The 16,013-nt window shown below is 72.8% G+C and carries 16 protein-coding genes; 5 read left to right on the top strand and 11 right to left on the bottom strand.

Annotated features, from left to right (window positions below):
- Positions 1-333: 333 nt before the first annotated feature.
- The 3 genes from C7C46_RS05990 to C7C46_RS05980 all read right to left on the bottom strand — a co-directional run bounded on the left by C7C46_RS05990 (position 334) and on the right by C7C46_RS05980 (position 2,288).
- Complete coding sequence (locus tag C7C46_RS05990; protein ID WP_110666470.1) at positions 334-1,143, bottom strand: DUF3710 domain-containing protein; 810 nt, start codon at positions 1,141-1,143, stop codon at positions 334-336.
- 84 nt (positions 1,144-1,227) lie between these two features.
- Positions 1,228-1,695 (bottom strand): dUTP diphosphatase, encoded by a 468-nt coding sequence (dut, locus tag C7C46_RS05985; protein WP_110666468.1) that lies wholly within the window; start codon positions 1,693-1,695, stop codon positions 1,228-1,230.
- The gene (locus tag C7C46_RS05980) at positions 1,692-2,288 is read right to left on the bottom strand and encodes a PaaI family thioesterase (RefSeq protein ID WP_110666466.1); all 597 of its coding nucleotides are present in this window, start codon (positions 2,286-2,288) and stop codon (positions 1,692-1,694) included. The genes dut and C7C46_RS05980 overlap by 4 nt, the downstream gene beginning before the upstream one ends.
- 72 nt (positions 2,289-2,360) lie before the next feature.
- On the opposite strand from C7C46_RS05980, the gene C7C46_RS05975 reads away from it, so the two are divergent.
- Positions 2,361-2,801, top strand: coding sequence for a DUF3093 domain-containing protein (locus C7C46_RS05975; protein WP_110666464.1), 441 nt, complete (start codon positions 2,361-2,363; stop codon positions 2,799-2,801).
- 190 nt (positions 2,802-2,991) lie between these two features.
- On the opposite strand, the gene C7C46_RS05970 is transcribed toward C7C46_RS05975, so the two are convergent.
- The 4 genes from C7C46_RS05970 to C7C46_RS05955 all read right to left on the bottom strand — a co-directional run bounded on the left by C7C46_RS05970 (position 2,992) and on the right by C7C46_RS05955 (position 6,916).
- Positions 2,992-3,288, bottom strand: a complete 297-nt coding sequence (locus C7C46_RS05970; RefSeq protein ID WP_110666462.1) for a DUF4193 domain-containing protein — start codon at positions 3,286-3,288, stop codon at positions 2,992-2,994.
- A gap of 464 nt (positions 3,289-3,752) precedes the next feature.
- On the bottom strand, positions 3,753-4,742 hold the full coding sequence (locus C7C46_RS05965) for an acyl-ACP desaturase (protein WP_425470025.1): 990 nt from the start codon (positions 4,740-4,742) through the stop codon (positions 3,753-3,755).
- Positions 4,743-4,930: 188 nt separating this feature from the next.
- Positions 4,931-6,223 (bottom strand): sensor histidine kinase, encoded by a 1,293-nt coding sequence (locus C7C46_RS05960; RefSeq protein ID WP_110666460.1) that lies wholly within the window; start codon positions 6,221-6,223, stop codon positions 4,931-4,933.
- Positions 6,224-6,262: 39 nt separating this feature from the next.
- A complete protein-coding gene (locus C7C46_RS05955; RefSeq protein ID WP_110666458.1) occupies positions 6,263-6,916 on the bottom strand; it encodes a response regulator transcription factor in 654 nt (217 codons plus the stop codon).
- A gap of 436 nt (positions 6,917-7,352) precedes the next feature.
- On the opposite strand from C7C46_RS05955, the gene C7C46_RS05950 reads away from it, so the two are divergent.
- The gene (locus tag C7C46_RS05950) at positions 7,353-7,535 is read left to right on the top strand and encodes a hypothetical protein (RefSeq protein ID WP_110666456.1); all 183 of its coding nucleotides are present in this window, start codon (positions 7,353-7,355) and stop codon (positions 7,533-7,535) included.
- Between the two features lie 109 nt (positions 7,536-7,644).
- Here C7C46_RS05950 and C7C46_RS05945 read toward each other — a convergent pair whose 3' ends face one another.
- Entirely contained in the window at positions 7,645-8,463 is an 819-nt protein-coding gene (locus C7C46_RS05945; RefSeq protein ID WP_181442216.1) for an inositol monophosphatase family protein, read from the bottom strand.
- Positions 8,464-8,500: 37 nt separating this feature from the next.
- The gene (locus C7C46_RS05940) at positions 8,501-9,634 is read right to left on the bottom strand and encodes a ferrochelatase (RefSeq protein WP_110666452.1); all 1,134 of its coding nucleotides are present in this window, start codon (positions 9,632-9,634) and stop codon (positions 8,501-8,503) included.
- A 163-nt stretch (positions 9,635-9,797) separates the two neighbouring features.
- On the opposite strand from C7C46_RS05940, the gene C7C46_RS05935 reads away from it, so the two are divergent.
- Both C7C46_RS05935 and C7C46_RS05930 read left to right on the top strand, forming a co-directional pair.
- Complete coding sequence (locus C7C46_RS05935; RefSeq protein WP_110666450.1) at positions 9,798-11,039, top strand: MFS transporter; 1,242 nt, start codon at positions 9,798-9,800, stop codon at positions 11,037-11,039.
- A gap of 97 nt (positions 11,040-11,136) precedes the next feature.
- A complete protein-coding gene (locus C7C46_RS05930) occupies positions 11,137-12,453 on the top strand; it encodes a D-arabinono-1,4-lactone oxidase (RefSeq protein ID WP_110666448.1) in 1,317 nt (438 codons plus the stop codon).
- Positions 12,454-12,460: 7 nt separating this feature from the next.
- On the opposite strand, the gene C7C46_RS05925 is transcribed toward C7C46_RS05930, so the two are convergent.
- Positions 12,461-13,285 carry a hypothetical protein gene (locus C7C46_RS05925; RefSeq protein ID WP_110666446.1) on the bottom strand — a complete coding sequence of 275 codons (825 nt, stop codon included), beginning with the start codon at positions 13,283-13,285 and terminating at the stop codon, positions 12,461-12,463.
- Positions 13,286-13,842: 557 nt separating this feature from the next.
- Between C7C46_RS05925 and sepH the strand changes: the two genes are divergently transcribed.
- Positions 13,843-14,940: a septation protein SepH gene (gene sepH / locus C7C46_RS05920; RefSeq protein WP_110666444.1), complete on the top strand. Its 1,098-nt coding sequence runs from the start codon at positions 13,843-13,845 to the stop codon at positions 14,938-14,940.
- Between the two features lie 63 nt (positions 14,941-15,003).
- On the opposite strand, the gene C7C46_RS05915 is transcribed toward sepH, so the two are convergent.
- Positions 15,004-15,858 (bottom strand): sulfurtransferase, encoded by an 855-nt coding sequence (locus C7C46_RS05915; protein WP_181442215.1) that lies wholly within the window; start codon positions 15,856-15,858, stop codon positions 15,004-15,006.
- Between the last annotated feature and the right edge of the window lie 155 nt (positions 15,859-16,013).

Raw genomic sequence — 16,013 nt, 5'->3', positions numbered from 1 at the left:
AGGAACGGACGCTTCCTTTGATCCCGCTCTCGCGTTCTCTCCGGGCTTCGTTCTTTCGTGTTTCCAGCTTATCAGACGTCTTCCGCGCCGTTTCCGGCTCCGGACTTCATCGGATTTGCTTTCGCCTTTCGGCGCTCCCGAACTCTAGCAGAGTTCCTCGGCCCGCTTTCCCCGCCCTCATTCGAATCGAAATCCGATACCGGAACGGAGCCGCGCGCCTGCGGGGCAACCCGGAGAACGTTACGCATCGGTCCACCTGGAGTCAAACCGGCCCCGGACAGGTGCACTGTCCGGGGCCGGCGAGTGGAGCAGTGGGGGCCGAGGCCACCCGGGTCAGTGCACCTCGGTGATCTCCGGGCCGCGGGCGAACGGGCTGAGGTCGCCGCTGAAGCGCGTACCCTCCGCCTCGTCGGAGCCGACGCCGCCGTCGGCCACCATCTGCGCGTCCTCGGGGAGCTTGAGCACGATCGGGTCGCGCGGCGCCATCGGGACCTCGCCGCGGACCACGACGGTCTGCCGGAAGACCTGCTCCAGCACGTCCGCGGTCTCCGGCTGCACCGCGGCCTGACCGGAGATGACACCGCGCAGGAACCAGCGCGGGCCGTCACAGCCGACGAAACGGACCAGCTGGACACCCTGTGTGCCGTCCGGCAGCTGCACCGGGACCTGGGCCCGCAGGTGCCAGCCGAGCGGACCCTCCTCCTCCTCGGCCAGCCCGCCCTGGGAGCGGATGCCCTCGGCGATCTCGTCCCGGACCTCGGTCCAGATGCCCTCGGACTTGGGGGCGGCGAACGCCTGCAGCTGGACGGCGCTGTTGCCGAGCACCAGGGTGGCGGCCACGATCGCGTCGCCGGCCACCTCGACCCGCAGCTCCATGCCCTCGACACCGGGGATCAGCAGACCACCGAGGTCCACCCGGCCCTCCTGCGGGTTCTCCAGCTCGGACACGTCCCAGGGGCCGTCGGGACGGGGGGCCGGCGGCAGGCCGACGCGGTCGGCCGGGTCCTCCTCCAGCTCCTCGGCTTCGGTCTCACTCTCGGAGTCGGCGGAGTCTTCGACGTCATCGGCCGTCTCGTCGGCGCTGATGGCGTCCTCGGCGAGCTGCTCGACAGCGTCCTCGCTCTTCTGGCGACGACGGAACACGGTCACTGTCCTTCCCGGTCCAAGACCGATGCGAATACCTGCTCGTACCTGCTGGATCGCCGCGGAGCGTACCGCTCGGCGGCACTAGATCGCAGCATGGCCGCCGGTCGACCCGAACCCACCCTCGGCGCGTGCGGACCCGGGCAGTTCTGCCACCTCGTGGAAGCGGGCCTTCTCGACCTGCTGGATGACCAGCTGGGCGATGCGGTCCCCACGGCGGAAGCTGACCCGCTCACGCGGATCCAGGTTGACGACGATCACCTTGATCTCACCACGGTACCCGGCATCGACCGTCCCTGGGGCGTTCACGAGCGCAACTCCGCAACGAGCTGCCAGGCCCGAGCGCGGGTGGACGAACGCCGCGTAGCCGTCCGGCAACGCGATGGCGATGCCGGTGGGAACGACCGCGCGCTCGCCCGGCTCCAGCTCGGCATCGACGGCGGCCACCAGGTCCGCGCCGGCGTCTCCCGGCTGGGCGTAGGCGGGCAGCGGCAGCTCGGGGTCGAGCCGCCGGATCAGGATGTCGACCGGGGGACGGACGGTGGAACTCACGGATTCACCTCGAAGGCTCTGGCGCGCTTGAACAGGTCGGGGTCGTCCAGGGCGGCCTTGATGTCCGCGGGACGACCGTGCGTGGTGAAGTGTTCCAGCTTCACCTGGATGAAGAGCGCCGCGGCCCGGATGGCGACCGGTCCCTCGGGGCCGCCGATCCGGCCCTCGGCGGCGCAGTAGATCTTGCGGCCGTGCAGTCCGGCGACCCAGGCGCGGATGTGCAGTACCGAGTCGACCTGGACCGGGCGCAGGAAGTCCGTCTCCAGCCGGCCGGTCACCGAGGCGGTGTGCAGCAGCCAGTTCAACGAGCCGAGGGTCTCGTCCATCGCGGTGGTCAGGATGCCGCCGTGGGCCAGGCCGGGTCCGCCCTGGTGCACCGGCTTGACGGTGAACTCGGCCGTGACGTCGACGCCTTCGCCGGCCCGGACGTCGATCTGCAGCCCGGCGCTCTGCTGCGGCCCGCAGCCGAAGCAATGCACGTAGTGCGAGCCGAGCGAGGTGCCGGGGGCGGGGGCGTCCACGTGGCGGACCGGGGCGGTCGCGTCGGCGGGCGGCGTGGTGGGCGTGCTGGTGGGGGTCGTGTTCGCGGTCACGGAGTCGACCCTACTCACCAGTAGCCGAGGTGCAACGGTCAGCCGGAAACAGGCCTGGGACACAATGGCGGCATGTACGACGAACGCCTCACCGCTCCCCCTTCCTGGTGGCTGCTGCCGGTCGCGGCCGGCCTTTCGGCGGGCCTGATCCTGCTGCGCTTCGGTCTGGTGCCGGGGCTGGTCGGCCTGCTGGCGGGGCTCCTCGCCGGCGCGGTCGCGCTCAGCTCCTACGGCAGTGCGCGGATCCGGGTGGTGCAGGGTTCGCTGGTGGCCGGCCAGGCGCGGATCCCGCTCTCGGCGCTCGGCCCGGCGCACCCGCTGGACCAGGCGGAGGCGGTGGCCTGGCGTTCGGTCAAGGCCGATCCGCGCGCCTTCATGCTGCTGCGCAGCTACGTGCGGACCGCGCTGCGGGTCGAGGTGGTCGATCCGGCCGACCCCACCCCGTACCTCTACCTCTCCACCCGCGACCCGCAGGCGCTGGCCGCCGCGATCGGTGCGGGGCGGCCGGAGTAGCCGGCTTCCGAGCACGGCGAAGGGGCGGCCCGTGAGTCGGGACCGCCCCTTCGCCGTGCGTGTGCGTCCGCCGTGGCGGGCGCTGGAGCTGCCTCCGGTCCGGGGGTCCGGACCGGTCGGGACGTGGTGCCGAGTCGTTGGCGGCGCCCCGAGGCCTCGCCGCCTGACCCGGGCCGGATCGGCCCGAGGCTCAGTCGCAGTCCCGGCAGATCGGCTGGCCGTTCTTCTCCCTGGCCAGCTGGCTGCGGTGGTGCACGAGGAAGCAGCTCATGCAGGTGAACTCGTCGGCCTGGCGGGGCAGCACCCGGACCGACAGCTCCTCGTTGGACAGGTCGGCGCCGGGGAGCTCCAGGCTCTCCGCCGAATCGAAGTCCTCGATGTCGACGGTGCTCGTCGACTTGTCGTTCCGGCGGGCCTTCAGTTCTTCGATGCTGTCCTCGTTGAGGTCGTCATCGGTCTTGCGTGGGGTGTCGTAGTCAGTCGCCATGTTTCGCTCTCCCCCTCTGGGTGTGTGCGGTATCTCCAGCGCACGTAACGCATGAGGGGCCGGTCTTGTGCCCGACCCGAAGCCGAGATTGTGCCTTACTTCAAGCCCTGTTACTCAATCGACACTCAACGGGCGACCCGACCGTGTGATCGGGGCCACTTCCGGGGGGCTTGCGGACAGTGTCCACCCACGGTACGTGAACATCCGCCGTCGAATACGGAAGGTGATGGTACGCCCTGCTCGGGGGGCCTGCCAGGGCGCCCAGGCGCAGCGAGAAGGCGCTCGGCGGCACCCGGGAGTGCGCCGCCGAGCACCTGTGGTCGCTACGCTCAGCGATCGGGCCTCGTGCGGAGATGATCACGCTGCGAGATCGTCCGAGCCGCCCGCGTAGAGCACTGTGAGCTTCGTCACGCGGGCCGGTGAATCGGACGAATGGGTGGGAAACCGCCCTGCCGCAGAGGTGTTCAGCCCGCCTTGCGCTCGGCTGCGGCGGCCCGCCGGGCCAGCAGCGCGGCCTGCCGCTCGTCGAACTTGGTGGCCTGGGCGTCCAGTCCGTCCAGGAAGAGGCCGAGCTCCTGCTGGGCCTGCAGGCCGGCCGGACCGAGGCCGGTGATCTCCAGCACCCGCAGGTGGCGCAGCACCGGCTGCAGCACGTCGTCGTGGTGGATGCGCAGGTTGTAGATGCCGCCGATGGCGATCTGGGCGGCGGCCCGCTCGAATCCGGGCATCCCGTGGCCGGGCATCCGGAAGTCGGTCACCACGTCGCGCACCGCCTGCATGGCCTGGTCCGGCGCGATCTCCAGGGCCGCCTTGAGCAGGTTGCGGTAGAAGACCATGTGCAGGTTCTCGTCGTTGGCGATCTTGGCCAGCAGCTGCTCGCAGAGCGGGTCGCCGGCGTGGTGGCCGGTGTTGCGGTGCGAGATCCGGGTGGCCAGCTCCTGGAAGGCCACGTAGGCCACCGACTGCAGCATGCTGTGCGCGTTGTCCGACTCGAAGCCGGCCGACATGTGGTCCATCCGGGCCCGCTCCAGCGCCACCGGGTCGACCGCGCGGGTGGCCAGCAGGTAGTCGCGGAGGGCTATGCCGTGCCGCCCCTCCTCGGCCGTCCAGCGGTGCACCCAGGTCCCCCAGGCGCCCTCGCGGCCGAACATGGAGGCGATCTCGTGGTGGTAGCTGGGCAGGTTGTCCTCGGTCAGCAGGTTGACCACCAGCGAGATCCGGCCCAGCGGGGTCACCTTGGACTGGCCCACCTCCCACGCCTCACCGCCCATCACGCCGTCGAAGTCCCGGCCCTGGCTCCACGGGATGTACTCGTGCGGCATCCACTCCTTGGCGGCCTTGAGGTGCCGGTTGAGCTCGGTCTCGACGACCTCCTCCAGGGCCATGATCAGCCTGGCGTCGGTCCACGCGGTCGAGCCGGCCGGGGCGGTGCGCTGGGCGGGGGCGATGGTCACGGCGGTGGCTCCTGACAGGGGTCGTGCACGGGGGCGTCGGTGCGGGAACGGCACTTACGCTTCCGTACCTTACGGCAGCGTAGGTTACGCCAGCGTAAGTAACTGCGGGGGGAAAAGACAAGCGCCCCACGCACTCCTTCCCGCAGGTGGGAAGGGTGCACGGGGCGCTTGCGCGTCGCTTGCGACACTCAGGCGGCGGGGATTCGTACCCGCATGACCAGCCCGCCGCCGGGCCTGGGGACCGCCTCGATGGCACCGCCGTGCGCACGCACCACCGAGCGCACGATGGACAGCCCCAGGCCCACTCCCTTGTCGCTGCGGGTCCGGTCCGCGCCCTTCACCCGGCGGAACGGCTCGAAGATGTGCTCCAGTTCGTACCCCGGCACCACCGGGCCGGTGTTGGTCACCACCAGCTCGCCCACCCCGCCGGGACCGGGCGCCGAGGTGATCTCCACCCAGCCGTCCGGCAGGTTGTAGCGGACCGCGTTCTGCAGCAGGTTGAGCGCGATCCGCTCCAGCAGCACGCCGTTGCCCGCGACCGCCACCGGGTGCAGCTCGGAGCGGATCTCCACCTCGCGGCCGACGGCCTCGGAGCGGGTCTGCTCGATGGCCCGGGCGGCCACCTCGGCCAGTTCCACCGGGCGCCGGTCGAGCAGCTCGTTGTCGCTGCGGGCCAGCAGCAGCAGGCCCTCCACCAGTTGCTCGCTGCGCTCGTTGGTGGCCAGCAGGGTCTTGCCCAGCTGCTGCAGGTCCGGCGAGGCGCCCGGGTCGGCCAGCTGCACCTCCAGCAGCGTCCGGTTGATCGCCAACGGGGTGCGCAGCTCGTGCGAGGCGTTGGCGACGAAGCGGCGCTGCGAGTCGAACGAGCGGTCCAGCCGGTCGAGCATGTCGTCGAAGGTGTCGGCGAGCTCCTTGAGCTCGTCGTCCGGGCCGTCCAGCTCGATCCGCCGGTGCAGGTCGGAGCTGACCACCTCGCGTGCGGCGCGGGTGATCCGGCCCAGCGGGCGCAGCACCCGACCGGCCATCGCGTAGCCGGCCGCGAAGGCGATCACGGCCAGGGCCACCAGGATGGTCAGCGACTTGCGCAGCAGCGAGTCCAGCTCGCTCTGCGCGCTGGCGGCCTGGATGTCGCGCAGCCGGTCGTTGAACTGCTGCCCGGTCATCGGCACGCCCTGGTAGGTGACGCCGACCGTGGGGTCGAGCTTGATCGGCACCACGTTGTCCTGCAGGGCCTGCCGGAACACCACATACATGATCAGCAGCAGCAGCACCCCGGCCATCAGGAACATCCCGCCGTACAGCAGGGTGAGCCGGATCCGGATGGTCGGGCGGAACGGCAGCCAGCTCAGGCCGTCGCCGTAGCTGTAGAACGAGGGCTCGCCGTTCGTCGGCGGCTGGGTCGGGTGTGGCGGGTGGGTGGGCCGCGGCGGCACCGCGTGCGGACTGCCGGAGGGCCCGCCGGTCTGCGGCGGGGTGGTCATCGAAGTCATCCCTTTGGGTGGGGGTACTGCGGGGGTGGATCAGATCCGGTACCCGGAGCCCGGCACGGTGACGATCACCGCGGGGTCACCGAGCTTGCGGCGCAGCGTCATCACGGTCACCCGGACCACGTTGGTGAACGGGTCGGTGTGCTCGTCCCAGGCCTTCTCCAGCAGTTGCTCGGCCGAGACCACGGCACCGCCGGCCCGCATCAGCACCTCCAGCACCGCGAACTCCTTGGGTGCGAGCTGGATCGAGCGCCCGTCGCGCAGCACCTCGCGCCGGCCGGGGTCGACGCTGATGCCGGCCCGCTCCAGCACCGGCGGCAGCGGCACGGTGGCGCGCCGGCCCAGCGCGCGCACCCGGGCGACGAGTTCGCTGAAAGCGAACGGCTTGGGCAGGTAGTCGTCCGCGCCGATCTCCAGGCCCTCGACCCGGTCGCTGATGTCGCCGGAGGCGGTCAGCATGATCACCCGGGTGGCCAGGCCCTGCTCGACCACGCTGCGGCACACGTCGTCCCCGTGCACCAGCGGCAGGTCCCGGTCGAGCACCACCACGTCGTAGTCGTTGACGGCGATCCGCTGGAGCGCGGCCTCGCCGTCGTACACCACGTCGACGGCCATGGCCTCCCGGCGCAGGCCGGTGGCCACCGCTTCGGCGAGCAGCTGCTCGTCCTCGACGACTAGAACCCGCAACTTGGTGGTCCCTTCTCTGGGGCCCGCCGCGGGAGGGTCCCCGGACGGGCCTGCGACTGGCGACGGTGCCTCCATCCTGCCTGGTCCGCCGGTAAAGCAGCGGTAAGTCGCCACCGCCCGACCGGCTCCGGGCGCGCGGCGGGAATGTGACTGCGGCAACTTTCCACGGTTTCTCACGATCCGCAGGTTTCCCGCCCCCCGGGCGGGGGAGGACGAATGCACACCCGCGATCACGCCGTCAGGCAGTCGCATCCCACCCGCCGTGCGTTCCATCCGCACTGGTCGGGGGTTCGCAGCCATCCAGCGAGCGGCCATCGGCCGCACCAGCACCCGTTCGGGGTCAGTCGACCCGTCGGGCGCACCCGTTGGACCACCCGCCCTCCCGACCAAGGAACGCTCGACCGCGCACGTCCGACACCGTAAGGGGGTCTGCCGCATGGACGCCTTCACCGCCGGAATCCTGCAGCGCATAAGGAGCGCCGAGCAGGATCTGCACCGTGCACTCGAGTCCGGGGACGAGTTCCTCGCCGAGGTCGAACAGTCCGAACTGGAAGACCTGCGCCGGATTGCCGCCGAGCACGGTGTCGACCCGGTCCTCTCGCTGCCCCGCAGCGCCTGACCCGGCGCCCGCCTCGCGCGGCGCTCCTGCCCAGGGCCGGTCACCCGGCCCCTCACACCTGACGAACCCCGGCGCGGCCCACCGCGCCGGGGTTCGCCCGTCCCGCCGCTCAGTCGTGCCAGGCGCCGAGTTCCTCCAGGCGGGCCTGCAGCGGCTCGAAGACGCCGGGCGCCGCGGCCACCACCAGTTCGCCGGAGGCCGGGGTGCCGGGCCGCCCGCCGGTCAGCGCACCGGCCTCGCGGGCGATCAGGCCGCCGGCCGCCAGGTCCCAGGGCTGCAGGCCGCGCTCGTAGTAGCCGTCCAGCCGGCCCGCGGCCAGGTCACACAGGTCGATGGCGGCCGCGCCGCCGCGGCGGATGTCGCGCACCTCGGGCATCAGCCGGTGCAGCACCCCGGCCTGGTGCACCCGGACCGGCTGCACGTAGTTGAACCCGGTGGCCACCAGCGCCTGGCCCCAGACCGGGGCCGGCCGCACCGTCAGCGCCTGGCCGTCGCGCTGGGCACCGCGGCCGCGCACCGCCTGGAACAGCTCGCCGCGGGCCGGCGCCGCGACCACGGCGACCAGCACCTCGCCGTCCAGCTCGGCGGCCACGCTGACGCCCCAGTTCGGCTGTCCGTACAGGTAGTTGACGGTGCCGTCGAGCGGGTCGACGACCCACCGGACCCCGCTCGCGCTGGGCCGCTCGGTGCCCTCCTCGCCCAGGTAGCCGTCCTGCGGGCGGCGGCCGGAGATCAGCTCGACGATGAGCTTCTCGGAGGCCAGGTCCATCTCGGTCACCACGTCCACCGGGCTGCTCTTGGTGGCCGCGACGCCCAGGTCGGCCGGGCGTCCCTCGTGCAGCAGGGTGCCGGCCTGCCGGGCGGCCTCCAGGGCCAGGGCGAGCAGCTCGTCCAGCAGGGCGGCCTCGGGTGCGGTCTGGTCGGACACGGTTCTCCTCAACTCGGCGGGGTCGGCGGCGGGGTCGTCAGTCCTGAGCTGCCGCCGGGCGCGGGGCCCGGGGGTTGGGGCAGCAGGCGGCCGGGCAGCGGTCGTGACTGGGACCCAGGGCGCCGAGCGCGCAGCGGCGCACCGGCTCGCCGCGCTCCGCGGCCGCCCGCTCCAGCAGCAGCTCGCGCACCGCGGCGGTGAACCGGGGGTCGGCGCCGACGGTGGCCGCCCGGGCCACCGGCAGGCCGAGCTCGGCGGCCCTGGCCACCGCCTCGGTGTCGAGGTCGTACTTGACCTCCATGTGGTCCGAGACGAAGCCGATCGGCACCATCACCACCGCGTCGGCGCCGCCCTGCTGGCGCTGCGTCAGGTGGTCGCAGATGTCCGGCTCCAGCCACGGGATGTGCGGGGCGCCGCTGCGCGACTGGTAGACCAGCTGCCAGCGGCGGTCGGCCACCCCGGTGGCCCCGGCGACCGCGGCGGCGATCAGCCCGGCCACCTCCAGGTGCTGGGCCACGTAGGCGCCGCCCGGGGTGGCGCGGGCCGGGTCGTCCGGCGCACCGGAGCTGTCCGCCATCGCGGTGGGGATCGAGTGCGTGGTGAAGGCCAGCTCGGCGCCGGCGCGCAGCTCCTCGGGCAGGTCGGCCAGCGCGGCCAGGGTGGCCTCGACCATCGGCTCGACGAAGCCGGGGTGGTTGTAGAAGTGCCGCAGCTTGTCCACGGTCGGCTCCGGGCGGCCCTCGGCGGCCAGGGTGGCCAGCGCGTCGGCCAGGTTCTCCCGATACTGGCGGCAGCCCGAGTAGCCGGCGTAGGCGCTGGTGGCCAGCACCGCGATCCGGCGGTGGCCGTCGTCGACCAGCTCGCGCAGCGCGTCCACCAGGTAGGGCGCCCAGTTCCGGTTGCCCCAGTAGACCGGCAGGTCCAGGCCGTGCTCGGCGAAGTCCTTGCGCAGCGCGGCCAGCAGCTCGCGGTTCTGCGCGTTGATCGGGCTGACCCCGCCGAACAGGAAGTAGTGCTGCCCCACCTCGGCCAGCCGCTCCTTGGGGATGCCGCGCCCGCGGGTGACGTTCTCCAGGAACGGCACCACCTCCTCCGGGCCCTCCGGCCCGCCGAAGGAGAGCAGCAGCAGCGCGTCGTAGGGGGCCGGGCCCCCGGCAGTCGAGTCAGCCATGGCCCCGATCCTGCCACTGCCGGGCGAGGCCGCCCTCCAGGGCCCCGCCAGCGGTCCGGTTTATTCCGTTTGCCAATGTTCGTAAGCTGTCTCAGTTAGAAATGTTCCTTACGCTTCCCGGTCGACCCTGCCCCGACCGACCGACGACCGTCCCGGAGACCCCGTGCTGTCCAGCTACCGCCAGATCTTCGCCGCGCCCGGCAGCCTGGCCTTCTCGGCCACCGGCTTCCTGTCCAGGCTGCCGATCTCGATGACCGGCATCGGGGTGGTGACCATGCTGTCCCAGATGCGCGGCTCCTACTGGCTCCCCGGCGCGGTCGTCGCGACCCTGGCCGTGGCCGGCGCGGTGATGGGCCCGCTGGCCTCCTGGCTGGTCGACCAGTACGGGCAGCGCCGGGTGGCCCGCCCGGCCACCGCGGTCTCGGTGCTGGCCGCGGCCGCGATGCTGCTCTGCGCCCGGGCCGGTGCACCGGACTGGACCCTCTTCGTGTGCGCGATCGGCATGGGCGCCATGCCGAGCACCGGGGCACTGGTCCGGGCCCGCTGGGCGCTGCTCTACCGCGACAGCCCCGCCAAGCTGCACACCGCCTACGCGCTGGAGTCGGTGGTCGACGAGATCATCTTCATCGTCGGCCCGATCCTGTCGATCGGGCTGGCCACCTCGGTCTTCCCGGAGGCCGGGGTGCTGCTGGCCGCGGTGCTGCTGGCGTTCGGGGTCGCGCTGTTCACCGCCCAGCGGCGCACCGAACCGCCGGTGCACGCGGCTGCCCGGCGTACCGGGGGCAGCGCGATCGCCTCCTCCGGGCTGCAGGTGCTGGTGCTGACCTTCGTGGCCACCGGAGCGATCTTCGGCTCGGTCGAGGTGGTCACCGTGGCCTACGCCCAGGCCCAGGGGCACAAAGCCTCCGCCAGCCTGGTGCTGGCCGCCTACGCGCTCGGCTCGGGCCTGGCCGGGATGGTCGTCGGCGCGCTGCGCCCGCGCGGCACCGCCTCCGGGCGGTTCCGGGTCGGGGTGGGCGTGATGGCGGTGACCCTGGTCCCCCTGGTGCTGGTATCGGCCCTGTGCAGCGGCGTGATCGGCCTCCTGGCCGTGGGCGGGGCGCTGTTCGTCTCCGGCCTGACCATAGCCCCGACCATGATCACCACGATGGGCCTGGTGGAGCAGCTGGTGCCGGCCGACCAGCTGACCGAGGGGATGACCTGGACGAACACCGGCCTGGCCGTCGGTGTGGCCGTCGGAGCCCCGGCGGCCGGGATGGTGGTGGACTCCGCGGGCGCCGCGGCCGGTTACTGGGTCCCGTTCGCGGCCGGGCTCTTCGGCCTGGTGGTGGCCCTGGCGGGCGGCCGCCGGCTGCAGCCGGTGGTCCGCCGCATTGTGCCGGAGCCGGTGCCCGCCGCCCGCTGACCCGCCCGTGGCGGCCGTAGACCTGTGCCGGGCCGGTGGCTAGGCTCCCTACCCACTGGTAGGAGGGCACCCGCGGTGCCCCGCACAGGAGGCGCGCATGCCCGCAACCGTCAGCAACGGCCGCTGGACCAACTGGGCGGGCAACCAGAGCGCCACCCCCGCGCAGGTCGCCACCCCCACCTCGACCGAGGAGCTGGCCGCCCTGGTCAGGCAGGCCGGCGAAGAGCACCGCCCGGTCAAGGCGATCGGCTCCGGGCACTCCTTCACCGCCGTTGCCGCCGCCGACCAGGCGCTGCTGATCCGCCCCGAGGGCCTGACCGCGGTGCGCGAGCTGGACCGGGCGGCCGGCACCGTGACGGTGGAGTCCGGTCTGCCGCTGGCCCGGTTGAACCGCCTGCTGGCCGAGGCCGGGCTCTCGCTCACCAACATGGGCGACATCGACGTGCAGACGGTGGCCGGCGCCACCAGCACCGGCACCCACGGCACCGGGCGCGACTCCGGCTCGCTGGCCGCACAGCTGCGCGCGGTGGAGATCGTGCTGGCCGACGGCAGCGTCCAGCAGTGCTCCCCCACCGAGCAGCCGGAGCTCTTCCAGGGCGCCCGGCTGGGGTTGGGCGCGCTCGGCGTGATCAGTGCGCTCACCTTCGCGGTGGAACCGGCCTTCCTGCTCACCGCGCACGAGGCGCCGATGGGCTTCGACCAGGTGTTGGCCGACTTCGAGGAGCTCAGCCAGGTCAACGAGCACTTCGAGTTCTACTGGTTCCCGCACACCGACCGGTGCAGCACCAAGCGGAACAACCGCAGCCAGGGCCCGGCCGCCCCGCTGCCCGCGTTCAAGTCCTGGCTGGAGGACGACTTCCTCTCCAACACCGTGTGGGAGGGCGCCTGCCGGATCGGCCGGGCCTTCCCGGGCAGCGTCCCGGCCATCGCCGCCGTCGCCAGCCGGGCCTGGTCCGAGCGGACCTACACGGACACCGCCCACAAGGTGTTCACCAGCCCGCGCCGGGTCCGCTTCACCGAGATGGAGTACGCGGTGCCCCGGGCGGCGGCCACCACCGTGCTGCGCGAGCTCAAGCAGCTGGTGGAGCGCAGCGACTGGCGGATCAGCTTCCCGGTGGAGGTGCGCTGCGCGCCCGCCGACGACCTGTGGCTGTCCACCGCGAGCGGGCGCGACACGGTCTACATCGCTGTCCACCTCTACCGGGGCACCGCCGAGCAGGGTTACTTCACCGCGGTGGAGCAGCTGATGACGGCTCATCAGGGCCGACCGCACTGGGGCAAGCTGCACACCCGGGACGCCGAGTACCTGGCGGGCGCCTATCCGCACTTCGCCGACTTCACCGCGCTGCGCGACCGGGTGGACCCCCAGCGCCGCTTCGCCAACGCCTACCTGCGCCGGGTGCTGGGCGACTGACGAGGCGTCACGGCGAGACGGGCGTGGACTGCGGGACCCCGGTGACCGGCGGCACCGGCGGCTGCGGGGTCGGGGTGGCCGTACCGGGGGTGGGCCCGGGGGTGACCGGCGAACCGCTCGGCGAACCGCTCGGCTGCGGGCTCCGGCCCTGGCTCGGACTGGTGCTCGGCGCAGGGCTGGGCGACCCGGTCGAGGGGTCGGCCCCGGGCGAGGACGGCCCGCCGGCCGGGCCGCTCGGCTGCGGGGTGGGCTTCGGAGTCGGCTTCGGGGTCGGGAACGGCGTGGTGCCCGCACCCGGGCCGCGGCCCGGCAGTATCGAGGTGCCGCCGCCGCTCTCACCGGTGGTGATGGCGTGCAGGTTCTTCCCGGAGGCCAGCTCGACGACCACGATCGGGGTCATCGCCAGCACGAAGACCAGGGCCGAGGCCACCGCGTACCGCCGCCGGCCCCAGCGCCGACCGGCCCGCTGCACCGCCGACCGGTTCCACCCGGCATCGGTCCCGTCGAGCCCGCCGGCCGCCCCGGGCGCGGCCGGCGGCGGGGGGGCGATGCCTTCTACCGGGACCTGGCGCAGTTCGTTCACCGTGGATCCCGGGCTGCTGCCCACCGCCTCGCGCAGTTGTTGGCCGGTGTGTTTGAAGAGGTGGTGGAAGACCGCGCTGCCGGTGGTGGCGCCGACGCTCACCACGGCTGCGCCGATGACCGTGCCGTAGACGCCGAGTTCGGAGGCGAGCACCGCGCCGACCACGGCCGCCAGCGCACTCGCGGCCACCTGGGCCATGCTCAGGTCGATCCGCCGCTCGCGCTTCGCCGCCTGATTCCGTTCGGCCATCCGCCCCTCGCCAGCTTCCTCGTATCTCGTCAGGTCCACCCCCGGGCGGCCCCTCAGTTCGTCAGTCGCTCCCGCAGGAACGCCCATTGTGCACATAGAAGGACACAAGGGGCGAAAATCCGGTTCTTTGCGGTCGATATATGTGAAGATGATCACCGTCAGCTGATCGGTGGTCCGCCAATGGAGTCCGCTCTCTTGAGATTCCCGTGAATCGCGGGAGACTTGAGCGGCGAGCCGCCCCTGTGGATGCCACGAATGGAGTACTGTTCGTGGGGTCTGAGCCTTCGGTCATCCTCTCGACTGCTTCTCACGAGCAGCTGGGGCGGGGGCCCGAGGAGCGGGCACGCACGGCGGCGCTCGACCCGAACCGTCGCTCCACATCCACGTGCGGGGAACGGCCGGGAGGTCCTGACGCGGCGTCACAAGGCGACGCGGCGAACAGGCCACCGTGCCACAGCGGTGTGATCGGACCCAAGTCCGACACGCCGGAGAACTCTGCAAGGTTGTGGCAAGTCGACAGCGGGCAGGCCACACTCAGTACGGGAGCAGCGACGCAGGTGACGTCGGCAGGCACCACCCGGGAGGTAACCGTGCCCGAACTGCGGGTTGTGGCCGTCAGCAACGACGGCACACGGCTGGTGCTCAAGGCTGCCGACAGCACGGAGTACACCCTCCCGATCGACGAGCGCCTGCGCGCCGCCGTCCGCGGCGACCGACCGCGCCTGGGGCAGATCGAGATCGAGGTGGAGAGCCACCTCCGCCCCCGCGACATCCAGGCGCGGATACGAGCCGGTGCCTCCGCCGAGGAGGTCGCCCAGGCCGCCGGCATCTCGGTGGACCGAGTGCGCCGCTTCGAGGGCCCGGTGCTGGCCGAGCGCGCCTTCATGGCCGAGCGGGCCCGCAAGACCCCGATCCGCCGCCCCGGTGAGTCCACCGGCCCGCAGCTGGGTGAGGCCGTCGCCGAGCGCCTGGTGCTGCGCGCCGCCGAGAAGGAGACCGAGCGCTGGGACTCCTGGCGCCGCGACGACGGCACCTGGGAGGTCGTCCTCTCCTACCGCTCGGACGGCGAGGGCCGCACCGCGAGCTGGACGTACGACCCGCCGCGCCGCCTGGTCCAGCCGAACGACGACGAGGCCCGCGCGCTGATCGGCGAGAGCGTCGAGCGTGAGGAGGAGTCGGTCTTCCCGTTCATCCCGCGGATCGCCCGGCTCCCCCAGGACCGCCCGCACCGCCCGATGATCGAGCGGCCCTCCGCCGACCGGATCATGTCGCCGCCCGAGCGGCTGCCGGCCCGGGAGGCGCGCGAGGCCGTTGCCGCCGCCGGAGCCGAGCGCGATTCGCTGACCAGCCTGCTGGACGTGGTCCCGGCCTTCCGGGGCGACCTGTCGGTGGGTCCGTCAGTGATCGAGCCCGCGCCGGTGATCGAGGAGCAGCAGGTCGAGGAGCCCGCCGCGGCGGCCGCCGCGCCTGCGGTCGGCGCCGGTTCCGCCTACGCCGACATCCTGATGCCGCGCTCGGTCGCCCCGCACCGCGAGCGGCTGGTCGGCACCACCGACCGCCAGGCCGAGGCGGACGGGGTGCGTCCGGGTCGCCGGGCCACCGTGCCCAGCTGGGACGAGATCGTCTTCGGCAGCCGGCGCAAGAAGCAGGAGTAGTAGGAGCAGCAGGACTCGACAGTGGGGCCGCCCGGTTCGGGCGGCCCCACTGCGTGCCCGGACTCAGCCGCGCTCGGGGCCGGTGGCCACCGGGCGCCCGGGGTCGCCGGACCACTCGCTCCAGGATCCCGGGTAGAGCGCCACCTGATGGCCCGCCAGCTCCAGCGCCAGCGCCTGGTGCGCCGCGGTCACCCCGGAGCCGCAGTAGACCCCGACCACCTGCTGCCCGTCGGCGCCCAGCGCCGCGAACCGCTCGACCAACTCGGCGACCGGTCGGAACCGCCCGTCGGCCGCGTTGTTGTCGAAGGTCGGCGCACTCACCGCACCGGGGATGTGCCCGGCCCGGGAGTCGATCGGCTCCACCTCGCCCCGGTACCGCTCGGCGGCCCGCGAGTCCAGCAGCAGACCGGTGCGGGCCAGCGCGGCGGCCCCGTCCTTGTCCAGCGTGGGCAGTTGTCCGGGGACCGGCTTGAAGTCGCCTTCCCCCACCGCCGGCAGCTCGTCGCTGACCGGCTGCCCGGCCGCCCGCCAGGCCTCGAACCCGCCGTCCAGCACCCGCACCTTGGAGTGGCCGGCCCAGCGCAGCACCCACCAGGCACGGGCGGCCGCGGTGGCCGGGCCCGAGTCGTACACCACCACCGGGCGGTCCGCGCTCACCCCGGCGGCCCGCAGCGCACCGCCCAGCAGCTCCGGATCCGGCAGCGGGTGCCGACCGCCCTCGCCGGGCGGGCCGGGCGGCGCGGACAGCTCGCCGTCCAGCTCCAGGAAGTGCGCACCGGGCAGGTGGCCGGCCAGGTAGTCCTCACGCCCGGGCGGGCCGCCCAGCTGCCAGCGGATGTCCAGCAGCACCGGGGGCTGCTCGCCGGCCAGCGCCGCGGCCAGTTCCTCGACGGAGATCAGTGCGGAAGTCTTGTCCATGACGGCCATTCTGCTGCCAGGCCCGGTCGTCCGGTTGCCGTTCCCGCTCCTTTGTGCTCTCTTTGCCATGCGTTCCGCGCGGTCACCCGGTGTGTCGGGCGCGCAGGTGGGAGCATCGCCGCGGGACCCGTGCCGCCGGGCCGGGACCCTGGAAG

Origin of the sequence: Streptomyces tateyamensis, from assembly GCF_003205575.1 — a bacterium.
GTDB lineage: Bacteria > Actinomycetota > Actinomycetes > Streptomycetales > Streptomycetaceae > Kitasatospora > Kitasatospora tateyamensis.
Note: the sequence above shows the minus strand (reverse complement) of the source record. Positions and strands in the feature narration are given on the sequence as shown.

Coding starts and splice junctions, on each gene's coding strand:
- C7C46_RS05975 (WP_110666464.1), top strand. CDS start 2,361: ATGTACGACGAACGCCTCACCGCTCCCCCTTCCTGGTGGCTGCTGCCG.
- C7C46_RS05970 (WP_110666462.1), bottom strand. CDS start 3,288: ATGGCGACTGACTACGACACCCCACGCAAGACCGATGACGACCTCAAC.
- C7C46_RS05960 (WP_110666460.1), bottom strand. CDS start 6,223: ATGACCACCCCGCCGCAGACCGGCGGGCCCTCCGGCAGTCCGCACGCG.
- C7C46_RS05950 (WP_110666456.1), top strand. CDS start 7,353: ATGGACGCCTTCACCGCCGGAATCCTGCAGCGCATAAGGAGCGCCGAG.
- C7C46_RS05940 (WP_110666452.1), bottom strand. CDS start 9,634: ATGGCTGACTCGACTGCCGGGGGCCCGGCCCCCTACGACGCGCTGCTG.
- C7C46_RS05930 (WP_110666448.1), top strand. CDS start 11,137: ATGCCCGCAACCGTCAGCAACGGCCGCTGGACCAACTGGGCGGGCAAC.
- C7C46_RS05925 (WP_110666446.1), bottom strand. CDS start 13,285: ATGGCCGAACGGAATCAGGCGGCGAAGCGCGAGCGGCGGATCGACCTG.
- C7C46_RS05915 (WP_181442215.1), bottom strand. CDS start 15,858: ATGGACAAGACTTCCGCACTGATCTCCGTCGAGGAACTGGCCGCGGCG.